General features: G+C 45.6%; 12 protein-coding genes. 11 read left to right on the forward strand and 1 reads right to left on the reverse strand.

The annotated features are described in order from the left end of the window. Nucleotides 1–75: 75 nt before the first annotated feature. Nucleotides 76–1275, forward strand: a complete 1200-nt coding sequence (locus tag MHI27_RS09535) for a saccharopine dehydrogenase family protein (protein ID WP_042126167.1) — start codon at nucleotides 76–78, stop codon at nucleotides 1273–1275. A 9-nt stretch (nucleotides 1276–1284) separates the two neighbouring features. Continuing rightward, nucleotides 1285–2421 carry a carboxynorspermidine decarboxylase gene (gene nspC, locus MHI27_RS09540; RefSeq protein ID WP_405176126.1) on the forward strand — a complete coding sequence of 379 codons (1137 nt, stop codon included), beginning with the start codon at nucleotides 1285–1287 and terminating at the stop codon, nucleotides 2419–2421. A 49-nt stretch (nucleotides 2422–2470) separates the two neighbouring features. Here nspC and MHI27_RS09545 read toward each other — a convergent pair whose 3' ends face one another. Beyond that, nucleotides 2471–3994, reverse strand: coding sequence for a stalk domain-containing protein (locus MHI27_RS09545; protein WP_405176127.1), 1524 nt, complete (start codon nucleotides 3992–3994; stop codon nucleotides 2471–2473). 296 nt (nucleotides 3995–4290) lie between these two features. Between MHI27_RS09545 and MHI27_RS09550 the strand changes: the two genes are divergently transcribed. The 9 genes from MHI27_RS09550 (at nucleotide 4291) to MHI27_RS09590 (ending at nucleotide 16035) form a co-directional block, all read left to right on the forward strand. Then, the gene (locus MHI27_RS09550; RefSeq protein ID WP_076283243.1) at nucleotides 4291–4914 is read left to right on the forward strand and encodes a deoxynucleoside kinase; all 624 of its coding nucleotides are present in this window, start codon (nucleotides 4291–4293) and stop codon (nucleotides 4912–4914) included. Further along, on the forward strand, nucleotides 4911–5564 hold the full coding sequence (locus MHI27_RS09555; RefSeq protein WP_042186705.1) for a deoxynucleoside kinase: 654 nt from the start codon (nucleotides 4911–4913) through the stop codon (nucleotides 5562–5564). The genes MHI27_RS09550 and MHI27_RS09555 overlap by 4 nt, the downstream gene beginning before the upstream one ends. Before the next feature lie 333 nt (nucleotides 5565–5897). Beyond that, nucleotides 5898–7244, forward strand: coding sequence for a collagen-like protein (locus tag MHI27_RS09560; protein WP_405176128.1), 1347 nt, complete (start codon nucleotides 5898–5900; stop codon nucleotides 7242–7244). Between the two features lie 158 nt (nucleotides 7245–7402). Then, complete coding sequence (locus tag MHI27_RS09565) at nucleotides 7403–8812, forward strand: extracellular solute-binding protein (protein WP_339246772.1); 1410 nt, start codon at nucleotides 7403–7405, stop codon at nucleotides 8810–8812. 568 nt (nucleotides 8813–9380) lie between these two features. After that, nucleotides 9381–11039 (forward strand): extracellular solute-binding protein, encoded by a 1659-nt coding sequence (locus MHI27_RS09570; RefSeq protein ID WP_405176129.1) that lies wholly within the window; start codon nucleotides 9381–9383, stop codon nucleotides 11037–11039. A gap of 109 nt (nucleotides 11040–11148) precedes the next feature. Beyond that, entirely contained in the window at nucleotides 11149–12114 is a 966-nt protein-coding gene (locus MHI27_RS09575; RefSeq protein WP_405176130.1) for an ABC transporter permease, read from the forward strand. A gap of 48 nt (nucleotides 12115–12162) precedes the next feature. Further along, nucleotides 12163–13041 carry a carbohydrate ABC transporter permease gene (locus MHI27_RS09580; protein WP_405176131.1) on the forward strand — a complete coding sequence of 293 codons (879 nt, stop codon included), beginning with the start codon at nucleotides 12163–12165 and terminating at the stop codon, nucleotides 13039–13041. Nucleotides 13042–13105: 64 nt separating this feature from the next. Next, nucleotides 13106–14170 carry a zinc-binding alcohol dehydrogenase gene (locus MHI27_RS09585; RefSeq protein WP_076283241.1) on the forward strand — a complete coding sequence of 355 codons (1065 nt, stop codon included), beginning with the start codon at nucleotides 13106–13108 and terminating at the stop codon, nucleotides 14168–14170. Continuing rightward, entirely contained in the window at nucleotides 14167–16035 is a 1869-nt protein-coding gene (locus MHI27_RS09590; RefSeq protein ID WP_405176132.1) for a WD40 repeat domain-containing protein, read from the forward strand. Before MHI27_RS09585 ends, MHI27_RS09590 begins: the two co-directional genes overlap by 4 nt. The last annotated feature ends 3 nt before the right edge of the window (nucleotides 16036–16038 follow it).

A 16038-nucleotide genomic window follows, 5' to 3' on the forward strand; every position in this document is an offset into this window, starting at 1 on the left:
TATTGATTTATTCAAAAATATTATGTATAATCAGCCTTGTTGATTTTGCAAATGGAATTTTAGGAGGTTTTTATTTTGGGAAAAGCGTTAATTATTGGCGCTGGCGGTGTTTCCAGTGTTGTTGTTCACAAATGCTGCCAGAACCCGGATGTATTTGAAGAGATCTGCATAGCTAGCAGAACTGTCGCGAAATGTGACGCTCTGAAAGATAAATTAGCCGGAGGCCGCACGAAGATTTCTACTGCTCAGGTCGATGCAGATAATACGGACGAAGTCATTGAACTGATCAAGAGCTTTGAGCCGGATGTCGTTATTAATGTCGCTCTCCCATATCAGGACCTGACAATCATGGATGCGTGCCTGGCAACAGGAGTGCACTATGTGGATACTGCCAACTATGAACCACAAGATACAGCGAAATTTGAATACTCTTGGCAGTGGGCTTACAAAGAAAGATTCGAAAAAGCAGGCCTTACCGCGTTGCTTGGTAGTGGGTTTGATCCAGGTGTAACGGGCGTGTTCACAGCTTACGCTCAAAAGCACTATTTTGATGAGATTCATACCATTGATATTGTAGACGCCAATGCTGGTGATCACGGATATCCATTTGCAACAAACTTTAATCCTGAAATCAATATTCGTGAAATTACAGCCAATGGCCGCTATTTCGAGAATGGCGAGTGGATTGAAACTGCACCGCTTTCCGAGAAAAAAGTATACGATCTTCCGGAAATTGGACCAAAAGATATTTATCTTTTGTATCATGAAGAATTAGAGTCTTTGGCCGTTAACATTAAGGGTGTAAAGAAGATCCGTTTCTGGATGACCTTCTCGCAGAATTACCTGACTCACTTGAAAGTGCTTGAGAATGTGGGCATGACTTCTATCGAGCCTATCATGTATGAAGGAAAAGAGATCGTACCTCTGCAATTCTTGAAGGCGATTTTACCGGACCCAGCTTCCTTGGGACCAAGAACAAAAGGCAAAACGAACATTGGATGTATCATCCAAGGAACTAAAGACGGAAAGCCAAAAACTTATTATGTATACAATGTTTGCGATCATGAAGAGTGCTATGCAGAGGTTGGCTCCCAAGCCATTTCCTACACTACAGGCGTTCCTGCAATGATCGGAGCGATGTTAATTATAAAAGGTATCTGGAAGAAGCCGGGCGTATTCAACGTTGAAGAGTTCGATCCAGATCCATTCATGGAAGCTTTAAATAAACATGGTCTGCCTTGGCAAGAAGATTTCTCGCCAACGCTGTTAGACTAAGGCGCGATAATGGATATAGATATCAGCGCGGTCCCGTCACCATGTTACCTTGTAGATGAAAGATTGCTTACACGTAATCTTGAGATTATGAATTCTGTACAGGAACGCACTGGAGCAAAGATTTTGCTCGCGCAAAAAGGCTTCTCCATGCATTCCTTGTATCCGTTAGTTGGGAAGTACTTGCATGGTGTAACCTCGAGCTCCTTGTTCGAAGCCAGACTTGGCTATGAAAAGATGGGCAAAGAGGTTCATGTGTACGCACCAGCTTATATAGATAGTGAGTTTGATGAGCACCTTGGATACTCCGATCACATTGTGTTCAATTCTTTTGACCAGTGGAATCGATTCAAGGATCGCGTTAAGAATGCACCGAAACACATCAGCTGCGGCATTCGAGTGAATCCGGAATATTCCGAGATCGAAGTTCCGCTGTATGATCCGTGCTACAATTATTCCAGAATGGGAGTAACTCTCCCTAACTTCAGACCGGAAGAGCTTGAGGGCATTGATGGACTACACTTCCATACCATGTGCGAACAGAATTCGGATACACTTGAGCGTACGCTCAAAGTAGTCGAAGAGAAGTTCGGACCTTATCTCAAAGGAATGAAATGGCTTAATTTCGGTGGCGGTCATCATATTACACGCCCTGATTATGATCTGGAGACCCTGGTGAAGTGTATTCTACACATGAAAGAGACTTACGGTGTGGAAATCTATCTGGAGCCGGGAGAGGCAGTAGCTCTCAATACCGGATATCTGGTAGCTACCGTTCTTGATGTGATGCATAACGGGATGGACATTGCGATTCTCGATACCTCAGCAGAGTGCCACATGCCGGACGTACTGGCTATGCCGTACCGTCCGAACATTATCGATGCTGGACAACCTGGGGAATTTCCTTATACGTACAGATTAGGTGGAATGACTTGCCTTGCGGGAGACGTTATCGGAGATTATTCCTTCAAGGAGCCTTTGAAATACGGCGACAGACTCGTATTCCTTGATATGGCCCATTATTCCATGGTGAAGAACCATATGTTTAACGGTGTGAATCTGCCTTCCATTGTTAGTTACAATGAAGAAGAGGGAATCAAAGTAATCAAACAGTTCGCTTTCGAAGATTTCAGCGAACGTTTATCTTAAGATTAATAAAAAGGTGTCCCGTGATGGGACACCTTTTTTTGATTACTCGTTATTGCATCGTGATGGCGATGCGCTCCTCCTGTGGGAGCCACTCAACATTTGCTCCGAGTTGCTCACTTATAAAGCGAAGTGGCAGATACATCGAACCGTTTACGATGAAGGGTAGTGTAGGAAGATTTACGGTTTTATTGTTCACCATTGTCGCTCCAGTTACACCGTTAATACTTATGGCGAGAGCCGGTTTATCTGTAGCGGTTCGTGTGATCATAATTTGTTTATCTATTGTTTTCGCAGCTGTAATGTTCTCTTTATAGGTAATTGTGGCTCCTAATTTTTCGAACAGCGATCGAAGCGGGACGAAATTTTGTCCGTTTCGAGTAATAACTCCATTTGAGAGTGGAATAGATTCTCCGTTTAAGGAGATCGAAATAGGCTTTTGCACTGGAACGGGCCCGGCATGGCTGAATTCATAGTCGCCATAGCCCAGCTGTGCGTCCTTATTGACGCCCCAGCCCCAGAGTGAGCCGTCTTTCTTTTGCATGATGAGATGTCGTCCGCCTTTCTTTAGGCTACTTACTTCTTTTTCGAGAAGTGTGAATTTTGAATCTGCGGGCATCATTTCGTTTTCAATAGAAGTTTGATAGACGTTTCCTTCCCCGGTTAATGCAACAATAGAGCGCTCTACGATGTAAGCATCAACTACATTCTTGATCCCTTTTAGAAGAATCGGTGGTTGTTCATGATAGGTTGTTCCGTCTGAAGAACCTGTAATGGTAGCACCCCAGAACCATAATTGAGAGGCCCCATCAATGGCTAATAGGCTGTTCTGATTTCCTTTTAAACTTTTAATATTACTGATTCCCTTGAGAAGGGTCGCAGATAGATCTATTGGAGCTCCTTGGTTCTTGTAATAATCTTGGACTGGCCAACTCCATATGGAGCCGTCCTTCTTAAGTGCAAGATTGTTTTTGATTTGAATAATATCCGTTAAATTCTGGATGGTTTCGAAGCTTTCGAAGTCATCGCGTGTAGTAGAAATAGTTCCATCTTTCTTTAAGAACACGTAACGTGTCCAGCTCTTATGAAGATCAGACTCATAGTAACCGCCCACAGCAGTCACGTTATCGACGCCGGAAACGGGTGTGAACGCGGAGGTAGTGAGTCCATCGGACGAAAGGGGGGCGCTTAGAATCGTCCCGTCTCCCTTAAGGGCTATCGTTCTATTTCCCGTCATGAACATATCGACCAGATTGTCTAGCTCTTGAACGGGGGACACTTTAACAGCTTCAGAGTATGCCGATGTTCTCCATTGCCAGACCGAAAGGTCTTTCTTCATTACATATTGGGAACCAAAGTATGCTTGTACCTCATTCAGGTCATGGATTTGCGTAGGGACGGAGCGATTACCTCCCCATACCCAGAAGGAACCATCTGTTTTGGTCAGATAATCCGCGCCATACGAAGTGAGGTTGGATGTCGTGGTTGTGTTCTCTGCAGCTGCAGCTGCGCTTACGTTACAGGCGAGGCTTAATACTAGAAGAGCACTAACCATGCTGATCCATTTTTTTTTCATAGGAATACCTCTCTTTTTCTTATTAGATAAATTTGATATGTTCACGATATAATCCATTATCTTACATTTAGACGCTAGAACTACTGGAAAAGTTTCTTCATATTTACCCGCTCACAAGAAAGGTCTCATGTGATACAATAATTTAGTCTGTTTTAAATAAAGAAAGTATAAGTTTCACACTATACTTTATCCTTATATTTCACGCATACACACTTACCGTCCTTATAAAGACGCCGAAGGCGTTTATGCTTGATTAGCTATTGAAAGGTTCGTATCTGAGGAGGAAGTCAGCGTCAATGAGACATGCACCGTTTATTGCAGTGGAAGGCCCAATCGGGGCTGGAAAAACAACATTAGCGTCTATGCTAGCAGAGGAGTTAAATTTACCGATCATTAAAGAGATTGTCGATGAGAATCCGTTTCTAGCTAAATTTTATGAGAACATGGACGATTGGAGCTTTCAACTGGAGATGTTTTTTCTCTGTAATCGGTATAAACAGCTTGAAGATACCGTTACACAATACATAGATAAAGGGATCCCGGTCATTTCGGATTACCATATTTATAAGAACCTGATCTTTGGAGAACGAACGCTGAATGGAACGAAACGTGAAAAGTATCGGCAAATTTATCATGTGCTTACGGATGACCTGCCAAAGCCAAATATTATCCTCTATATTAAGGCCAATTTAGATACGTTATTAAACAGAATTGAAAAACGTGGGCGGCCCTTTGAAGAGGGGATGGATACTGCGTATTTGGAGCAATTAATTAAAGATTATGATGACGCGATGGCCGCTCTTGCCATTCAGGAGCCTTCGACCGTTATTATTACCATTGATGGAAATGCAGTCGATTTCGTGGAGAATCCAGAACACTTCACTGAAATTGTCTCTTATATAAAGGAGCTAATGAAATGAATTCATATCATATCCCGGAAAATGCCATAATTACCGTGGCTGGAACTGTCGGGGTGGGGAAATCCACTTTAACAGGCGCCTTGGCCAAAAGACTTAATTTTCAAACCTCGCTAGAGCAGGTCGATCACAATCCTTATCTCGAAAAGTTCTATCATGACTTTGAGAGATGGAGTTTTCATTTGCAAATCTATTTTCTTGCTGAACGTTTCAAAGAGCAGAAGAAGATGTTCGAACTCGGCGGTGGTTTTGTTCAGGACCGTTCCATCTATGAAGATACCGGTATTTTTGCGAAAATGCATGCAGATCAAGGTACAATGTCCAAAACAGATTATGAAACCTACACTAGCTTGTATGAAGCTATGGTTATGACGCCATACTTCCCGCACCCTGATGTGCTGATTTATATCGAAGGCAGCCTGCCTTCCATCCTGACTCGAATTAATGAACGTGGCCGCGAGATGGAAATTCAAACGGATGTTTCCTACTGGGAACATATGCATGGCAGATATTCGAAATGGATCAACGAGTTTACAGCTTGTCCAGTGCTTCGTTTGAACATTGATGATTATGATGTAAATGATGAGACTTCGATGTCTGATATTCTTGTGAAGGTGGGCAATGCGATTCGTAAGCCTGCTGATAAAATATAATAATTAATGGTTAGAAGCCCCCAGGATTTGGGGGCTGTTTTTTATGAAATCAGAAAGCGAATTAAGCGATATAAACTGAGTTTGAGGGATGATTTGTAAAAATAAAAAAAGACCCAAATCATAGATATGGGTCTAATAGGGAAGTGTCAGTTGTCCTAGTAATAAAATACGAAAAGCAATACAAATTGGTGTGGACATTGTAATCTACTCAAGGGCCAGCCCCTATTTTTATAGCCCTTTTTTATAGAAATAGGTTCCAGTCTAATAGAAACTAGTTATTGGTCCATGTCCAAAATTAATAAGATGCGTACACTGAACTATCTTTATAGGGAGGTGTACGTATTGAGTTGTCCAGATGATAAAAAGTGTCATAAGAAAAAAATCGCCACTGTATTTCCTTCGAAAAGAAAAAGAAAAGAACATCGTCGAAAAGTTATTAAGAAGATTGTAAAAGTCACATGTCCTCCGCCCGAAGTAAATGTTACCACTCCAACAGTCGTTGGTGCTACAGGACCTCAAGGAGCACAAGGAATCCAAGGAGTACAAGGGGCCCAAGGAGTACCAGGACCCCAAGGAGCACGAGGAATCCAAGGAGCAGAAGGACCTCAAGGTCCCGCCGGTGGGCCCCCAGGACCCCAAGGACCGCAAGGTCAACCTGGTCCAGCGGGAGCAATAGGTCCACAGGGTGTAGCGGGACCCGTTGGTCCTCAGGGTGCGCAAGGAGTGCCGGGTGCACAAGGAGCCGTAGGTCCTCAGGGACCGCAAGGTTTACCTGGTCCTGCAGGAGCAATAGGACTACAAGGTTTTGTGGGAGCGGCTGGAGCACCTGGGGTACCGGGAGCACCCGGAGCGGCAGGAGCACCAGGAGCAACCGGAGCGGCAGGAGCACCCGGAGCGGCAGGAGCACCAGGAGCAACCGGAGCAACCGGGGCACCAGGAGCAGCCGGAGCGCCAGGGGTAGCGGGAGCAACCGGAGCAGCAGGAGCACCGGGAGCAGCGGGAGCGACAGGAGCAACTGGAGCGGCAGGAGCGCCGGGAGCCGCGGGAGCAGCAGGAGCAACCGGAGCAACCGGGGCACCAGGAGCGGCCGGAGCAGCAGGAGCAACCGGGGCACCAGGAGCAGCAGGAGCAGCAGGAGCAACCGGAGCACCAGGAGCAGCAGGGGCAGCAGGAGCAACCGGGGCACCAGGAGCGGCCGGAGCAACCGGTGCGACAGGAGTCGCAGGAGCAACGGGAGCGACCGGAGCAGCAGGAAGTGTATTAGGATTTGCTGATTTCTTCGCCCTGATGCCCCCTGATAATGCAGCAACTGTAGCACCGGGCACAGACGTGAGTTTTCCTCAAGATGGTCCTACTAGTGGAACTACTATTACCAGAACCGGTCCTAGCTCTTTTAATTTAGCGGCAATAGGGACTTATCAGGTGATGTTCCAGGTCAGTGTATCCGAAGCGGGGCAATGGATATTAACGCTGAATGGTGCTGATCTGGCTAATACGGTGGCCGGACGAGCGACAGGAACTTCTCAGATCGCTGGGATGGGCCTTGTGACTACAACAGTCATCAACTCAATACTCACTGTACGAAATCCTGCAGGAAATTCAACGGCACTAACGATCACTCCTCTCGCTGGAGGAACAAGATCTGTTTCAGCTCATCTCGTTATTACACAATTAGCATAGCGAAATCTCCTACGTATAGATAATTTGGAAGTTTGCCACCTCTAATCAGGTGGCTTTTCTTATGGCATTTGCTGGAATTTCCATTTGACTTCAATTCAGAGTTGACGCAAAATAAGAGGGAGATGATGTAAATTTGAATTTTTCGGGGAGAATTGTACATGAATAATAAATCAGGTCGTCATTCCTTCCGAGAGCGACTGGATCATATGGTGGGTAAGATTCGTACGGATATCCTAAGTGGAGTGCTACAGCCAGGTGCTTATCTGCCAGCAGAGAGTATGCTAGCCAAGCAGTTTGAGTTAAGCAATAAATCGGTCAGAAGAGGGCTGGATGTGTTAGTCCAAGAAGGCCTTATCGTCAAAATCGACCGTGTCGGAAGCAAGGTTATGGAGTCCGTGCAGGAGAGAATTCGTATTCATTTTGGCTGCAGTGCCTCGCTGTCCAAGGACTTTCTGCTGGATGATCTAATTGGTGAATTTCATCGACTGCATCCCGGTATTCATATTCTTCCGCTGGCGCTAAATGATTTTGACCATGTGAATTCTGCCGTAGAGATGATCAATAATGGGATGCTTGATGCCGTATCGCTGAATAGCACGCAATTTCAGGAAATGGCTGAAAATGGCTCGGCTGAGCTGCTGGAATCGCTTGATCCTGATCCTGAATTATATCCAATCGCGACAGAAGCTTTCTATCATGAAGAACAGTTGTATGCTTATCCGATTTCCTTCTCCCCCGTGGTGCTGTGCTACAACAAGGCGCATTTTCGGGAAGCAGATCTTCCTGAGCCGGATAGCTATTGGACCTGGGATGACTTGATTGAGGCGGCTCGTCAGTTGGCAGAGAAACGTGGACGCCATGCCATTTATTTTGTGCCTGCTTCCGAGAACCGTTATTCTGTATTCCTGCTGCAGAGCGGGATTCAAACCGTGGTAGACGGGACCGAGCACCGTACACTTAGTCCGGAGACGGCAAATAGTCTCAGTGTGTATAGCCGTCTCGTGAACAACCATCAGATTTTCCCTAAATATCTTGCTGGCAATCATGAGGATGAGACGATTTCTTTGTTTGTCCAAGAACAAGTTTCTATGATTCTGACGACCTTTTTCAATTTAAATGAATTCAAGGCCTTAACGCTGGACTATGATCTTGCTCCGTTACCTAGGCTGAAAACAAAAGATCCGCAGAAGACATTACTGGTCACGATCGGAGCGGCTGTGGTCGGGAATTCACGACAAAAGGAAGCTGCTCGTCAATTCGTTAACTTCCTTGCTTCCGTAGAAGCGCAGAAAATTATTCGGGAACGCACAGTAAGTATTCCAGCTCGAAAGCGGATCGCTGAGATGAGTACGGCGGATCATTTGAATCGTCCTTCGAGATATCTGATGTACAGAGAGCTATTTCCAACTTTCTCCTACCTTAAAGATTTAGGACTTTCTATAGCCGTTCTAAAAAGCTTTCGTAAATTGTTGAACGCTTATTGGTCAAAGATGATTGATGAGGAAACGCTTCATGAGGAATTGAGTCTCTTAATCTCGGAACAGGATGCTGCCGATCAGAAGGTTTAAAAGGTGTTTTTCTGCGAAGGCTGTTCTCTTTAGAATATCAGTAAAGCGTGATAATGGTGCTGGTGGGCCATTATTACGCATTTTTTTAAATAAAAGCAAGCAGAAGTTGTATATTGTGCCTAATCTGTATGAGATGAGAGATGGTTTATTTAAAGTGGTTAAATACGAGTGATTATGTAAGCGTTTTCTATTAAATTTGAGGGATTTCAACATTTTGCGACAGGTACATGTTATATAAGATTACACTTATTAGAGATATTTCTTATTATTATATTGACATCATGTAGGCTGGAAAATATAATGAAATACATCAGATATATATCAGATTAGCGAAATAAGAGATCTGATACTCTGAAATGTAAATCAAAAAGAAGTCAGAACAGATGTTTTCCTCTAATTAAAGTAGAAAAAAGGCAGTTGAAAGGAGGATATCCCCTATAAAAGGTGATTTTCAGAGTGATGACTCATTTAAAAATTTATTAATGTATCTTTGATTCCTTCTGATTGATGTTAGTGAATATATCATAATGATTATCTTATTTTTTAGTTATTAATAGGGGGTTGAATTATGAATGTTGCTAAAAGGAAATTAGTTCTGCTGCTGCCTGTCCTGTTGTCATTAGTTACACTCGTATCTGCTTGCGGCGGTTCGAATACTAAGACTGGCAATACCGCAGATCCTACTGCGGAAGTTCAGAAGGCTACGCAAGCTCCCGCTAAGGAAGGTAAAATAGTAGGTGGTCTGCAGCTCCCGATTGTTTCAGATAAGCTTGAACTGTCACTTTGGTCACCCAGCGGCGGCAATTTCAGAGGAACTAATTTTAATGAGAAATTATCCTTTCAGCAAATGGAAGAGAACACTAACATTCATATTGACTTTCAGCATAGTACGGAAGCCAGTGCGGAAGCCTTTAGCCTATTGATGTCATCTGGTAAGCTGCCGGACATTATCTACAATGATCTATGGGGCACGGATTCCGGAAAATATGGTACACAAGGCGCGCTGCTTCCCCTGGAAGATTTAATTGAGAAAAACGCGCCAAACTTCAAGAAAATCCTCGACGACAACCCGGATATCCGGGGACAAATTACTTCGCCTGAAGGCCACATTTTTTATCTGCCTAATCTCGTTCTTGATTCACAGGATCTCACTCAAATGTTCCCGCAAGTACGGAAAGACTGGATTGATAAGCTGGGTCTGTCTATGCCGGAAACTACCGAAGATTGGTATAACATGCTCAAGGCTTTTAGGGAGCAGGATGCCAACGGAAACGGCAAGAAGGATGAAATTCCACTAGTCACAGTCAACTTGGAAAATATCATGATGTTATTCGCGCCTGCCTTTGGCGTTGATTACGGATTCTTCGTGGATAATGGCCAAGTAAAATATGGCCCGAATGATCCTAAATTCAAGGATGTCGTAACCTATCTGCATCGTCTTTACGATGAACAATTGCTTGACCCGAACTATCTGGTAGATACTACATTCCAGACGCTGACTGAGAAGGTGACTACCGATGTGGCAGGGGCATGGTTTGGTTGGTCTGGCTCCTACATGGGGAACTTCACTACCCTAATGGAGGGCAAACATCCAACCTTCAAAATTGCACCAGCCATTCCACCTAAAGGACCGAACGGTGATCAACGTCATGTCTCCTTCCGCTGGCAGGCAGCAGCACACGGATTAGCGGTTTCCTCGCGGACGGATCATCCTGAGGAAGTGATGAAATGGCTGGATTATCAATACTCAGAAGAAGGCATTCTGCTGAACAACTTTGGGGTTGAAGGCAAGTCATATGATCTGGTAAACGGAGAACCGATTTATAAGAAAGAAGTAACTCATCCGACCAATGGCCTCACGAATACGCAAGAGCTGCTGAACCATACGATCGGGGGCGGAAGCTGGGCTACGGTAGCAGATACCAGATATGCTGAACAAATCCGAGAAGCTAACGGGCAAACGGAGAATCCGCTCGAGTTATATAGTGACTATATCGATTTTGATAGCAAGTTGCCTCCAGTCCAATTCACAACAGAGGAAAACGATGTAGTTGTTCCTTTGATGGCCGATATTCAGACCTATGTAGCCGAAACAATCAATGCCATGATCATGGGGCGCCTAAAGATTGAGGACTATGACAAAGTAATGAAGCAACTTGAGAAGATGGGAATTAACGATGTATTAAAAGAGTATCAGGTTGCATACGAGCGATTTAAAGGGAAATGATTCAGCTTGTGAGGAGGTTGTCGTGGGCCGAGCGGTTCAGAGAGTGCTTTGTGACCGCTCGCCACATGATAGCTATGACTAACGCCAGTGTCCGGGAGAGGAGAACTATATGGCTGTACCTGTAAAAGTCGCTAAAGTTGAAAGCAGGAAGCTTCCGGTCAAGAGGAGTCCGATTCCCTGGAAGCAGATAGCCTCCAATCGCTATCTTTATCTTATGCTCCTTCCTACGGTTTTGTATTTTCTGATTTTTGAATACAAGCCGATGTATGGGGCGATCATTGCCTTTAAGAATTTCAACCCCTACTTGGGGATCACGGATAGTCCTTGGGTGGGCTTCAAGAATTTTGAAAAGTTTTTCGAAAGCTATTATTTTCTCAGACTGCTTAAAAATACCTTCTTAATGAGTTTCTACTCACTCATCTTCATTTTTCCTGCTTCACTTGCTTTTGCACTGCTGCTCAATGAGTTGCGGCTCAAAAAGCTGAAGTCCTTTCTGCAGACCGTGTCTTATTTGCCGCATTTTATTTCGCTGATCGTCATCTGCGGGATGATTATTGATTTCACCAAGCCCGGAGGTATTATTAACAGCCTGTTGCTTGGCATCGGCCTGATCTCGGAGCCTATTCAGTTCCTGATTCTGCCGGAATGGTTTCGAACGATCTATGTAGGTTCTGGCATGTGGCAGAGCCTAGGCTGGAACTCAATTATCTACTTAGCAGCATTATCTGGCATCAATCCGAGCCTGTACGAGGCTGCAGTTGTAGATGGTGCAGGGCGATGGAAGCAGCTAACGAATATAACGCTGCCTGGGATTTTGCCTACGGTGTTAATCCTCTTGATTCTGAATGTGGGTACCCTGCTGAATGTGGGCTGGGACAAAATTATATTGCTTTACAATCCTGGAACGTACGTCACTGCGGATGTTATTTCAACATTTGTTTATAGACGAGGTGTGATGGAGGCGAATTACAGTTTTTCTGCCGCGGTAGGATTATTCAATTCCATAATTAACTTCACATTACTCGTTCTAGCCAACCGTATCAGCCGGAAAACAACTGAGAGCAGCCTATGGTGAGCATAAGCTTCCGATACGAGTTTTGTACGATTTTTAGGAGGGTAGACAATGGTTGTGAAACGGAGTATGGGTGAAATCATTTTCGACAGCTGCAATGTGCTGTTTCTAATCTTGTGTTCTTTCCTGTTCCTGTACCCGATGTGGTACGTGCTGGTCTCCTCATTCAGCGATGCTCATGCTATTGCTGCGGGGAAGGTAAGCTTCTTTCCGATCGGCTTTAATCTGGATGCTTACAAGCTGGTATTTGAGGATACGCGAATATGGACGGCTTACGGAAATACTTTCTTTTATGTAATTGTTGGTACGTTAATTAATCTGGTACTAACTACACTTGGTGCTTATCCTCTGTCCAGAAAGAATCTGGAGGGGAGAAATGTCATTATGGCTTTCATAGTGTTCACGATGTTTTTCAGTGGTGGTCTAATTCCTGCGTATCTGAATGTCCGTGAGCTTGGCTTGTATGATACGCGGTGGGCGCTGCTGTTGCCTGGAGCGGTTAGTGCCTTCAATTTGATAGTGATGCGGACCTTTTTTCAGTCTATCCCTGATAGTTTGATAGAGTCTGCCAAGATAGACGGCGCCCACGATTTCAGAATTTTACTGCGGATCGTACTTCCGCTCTCCATGCCGGTTCTGGCGGTGATGACCCTCTTCTATGCGGTAGGCCACTGGAACAGTTGGTTCTCGGCCATGATTTATTTACAGGATCGGAATTTGTTCCCGCTTCAATTGATATTGAGGGAAATCCTGATTCAATCCTCTGCGCAAAATATGCTGGCCGGCGTTACCCAAGATGAGGTGTTTCGTATTAGTGAATCTATTAAATTCGCTACGATTATCATTGCTACCGTTCCCATTCTAATGATCTATCCATTTTTGCAGAAATATTTTGTAAAAGGCGTAATGATCGGTGCGTTGAAGGAGTAACAGCCATAGAGAAGATGCTGCATGTGACGGAATCGTTTCTGAAGCAGTCGGGAGGAGAAGACATATGAAGGCGGTAATATCTCAGGAAGGACAGATTCGCATGTCGGATGTTCTAACACCAGTCATTGAAGATGGATTTGTACTAGTCCAGACTGAATATTCGGCGATTAGCCCCGGAACGGAAATAATGATGAATGGCCTGCACCGTACGCAACAAATTGTACTTGGATACAGTGCAGCGGGTGTAATCCGAACACGTGGGAAAGGAATGGAACACTGGCCAGAGGGTCTTCGTGTAGCTTGTTACGGCGGACCTTATGCAAAGCATGCAGAATGGCTGCTAATGCCTCAGCATCTGATGGTGCCCATTCCTGACCATGTTAGTTCGGAGGAAGCGTCAACAGTAGGACTTGGAGCCATTGCAGTACATGCAGTAAGGCAGGTTGCACCGCAGTTTGGGGAGACACTTGTGCTGATCGGTGCCGGAATTCTTGGGCAGTTGATTGCTCAGATTGCTAAGGCGGCAGGATGCCGGGTGATCGTCTATGATTTGCTTACAGAGCGCTGTGAGATGGCTGAGCGCCTTGGAATTAGACATATTGCTACTAGCCCGGAGAAGGTTAAGGAACATCTTGCTAACCTGACGGAGGGCATGGGAGCAGATGCAGTCATTGTATGCGCCGGCGGTAAAACCGGAGACCTTATTGATCAAGCGCTAGAGTGGGTACGGGATCGCGGCAAGGTACTGTTGGTTGGAGATGTTAAGCCTGATTTCTCTCGTGATCTGATGTTCGGTAAGGAAGCCCAAGTGCTGATTTCTAGAGCCGGAGGTCCCGGACGATATGATCCTATCTATGAGCGGAAGGGGATCGACTATCCTTACGGCTACGTGCGATGGACGGAAGGTCGTAATATGGCTGAATATATTCGGTTAATCTCTGAAGGGGACATTCAGGTGAAGCCGTTGATTAGCGCGATATTCCCGGTCGAACGCTGTGAAGAAGCCTTTCGGCGTTATGCAGAGGACCCCGTGGATCTGTTGGGAGCGGTCTTAGCTTATCCTGCAGCAGTCTCTGGATGTGAAACGAAGGTGAAGGAACAGCTGACGAAAGAAGGCGGGAGCAGATGAAGGCGCTGCGGATCGGTGAACCACTGAACGGTCTGGCGGTTTGGGCCTCAGCTTATGGAACATGGCAAGGGGCAGACCGGATCTACGCTGTTTCTTCCGGAAGTCCTTGTATCTTATTTGTTCTAGACCCGAGCGGTGAACAAGCAGTGGAACGTTATGCGCTGGAAGGCTCGGATCATTGCTGGGGTGTAGTCTTAACAACCAGCGGAGTGTATATCGGGGGAAGTGGCATTTTGTACAGGTACACTCATGAGAATGGTGTGGAGAACCTGGGTGAGATGATTCCCGGTGAATTCTATACGTGGCGGTTGGCAGCAGATGCGCAAGGCAGGATCTATGGGGGATGTTATCCTGGGGGGAAAGTGTTCCAGTATGACCCAGTGACAGGAGTGTTTAGGGATTACGGTGCTATGGTAGCTGGAGAACAGTATGCGCGTTCTATGGAAGCGTGGAACGGTAAGCTCTATGTGGGAGTTGGTACACAAACCCCGCATATTGTTGTACTAGATACGGAGACGGGAGAACGCTCGGAAATCAGGCTACCAGATGAATGTAAAGGCGAGCAACTGGTTTATGACTTGAACATCGTTCAGGGCAAGCTTTTTGCTCGAATCACACCTTCTGCACGGTTGTATATTTATGATCTGGAACTGCAGGAATGGGGCGACACTTTGGATTATGTGAGTGGCCTTAGTGTTTCGCCTCCGGATGAGCTGGGAAATGTGTACTTCATTAAAGATGACTATTTGCAGCGTTATGATATCCGAACTGGAAGTCTGTTCGTTACTTCGCTAGCAATGCCGGAGCCGGCAGGTGATTATGGCTGGCTGAATAACCATGCTCTAAATAGGAAAAAGCGCTGTTTAACCGGTGTATACAGGGACGGGAGTTGCTGGATTTACGATCCAACGACGGATCGACATATGGTGATGGACTTCGGTCTGCAAGGTCAATCGGTCCATTTGCAGTCCATGACCTACGGACCTGATGATGCTCTCTACATCGGAGGGTATTTCGCAGGTGGGCTGTCCAGATTCGATAAGGCAGCCGACGAGATCATTTCATATCGGGGCATTGGTCAGACGGAAGGTATGCTTGCTGGGAGCGATTGTCTTTATCTAGGTGTATATCCGCGAGCGAATATTTTCAAATATGACCCGAATGAAGATTGGAAGCCGGGAGAGAATCCAGAGCTGCTATTTTCCTTACAGGAAGAGGAGCAGGACCGCCCTTTTGCTTGGGCTTGGGCAGGAGAAGAACTGGCAATTGGAACGGTTCCTTCCTATGGTCGGCATGGAGGAGCGTTGACACTGTACAATCCTGCGAGCGGTGCGCGTGAGGTATTTAGAAATCTTTTGCCGCTGCAGAGTGTGGTGTCCTTGACCTGTAGAGATCAGCTATTGTTTGCTGGAGGGTCCGTCTGGGGTGGACTTGGGATTGCTCCTCAGCGTGCGGATGCCTCTCTAATGATTTGGGATCTAGAGAAGCGCTGCAAAGTATGGGAAGGAGTACCGGTGCAAGGGGAAAGGGCTATTTCTGCTTTGGTTCTAGATGATGCAGGGCATCTTTGGGGTTTGACGGCAGGTAAGTTATTTCGGTTCGATCCACAGCTTAAGCTTACTGTAAAGACTTACTCTTTGTTCTCCATGGACTGGAATGATGTGACTCATTTTTGGCGTAGCGGCAATGAATTGCTCTACAAGGAAGGCATGTTGTACGGCGTGTCGATGAATCGCTTGTTCAAGTTTAATATGCGGAGTGAGGAGCTTGAGGTGTTGGATGACGATGCGCGGCTGCTGGCAATGGACCGTGAGGGTGATCTATTTTTTGCAAGAACTACAGCATTGTATCGGATGCACAAGTAAGGT

Origin of the sequence: Paenibacillus sp. FSL H8-0261 (assembly GCF_045040645.1) — a bacterium.
Lineage (GTDB): Bacteria > Bacillota > Bacilli > Paenibacillales > Paenibacillaceae > Paenibacillus_AQ.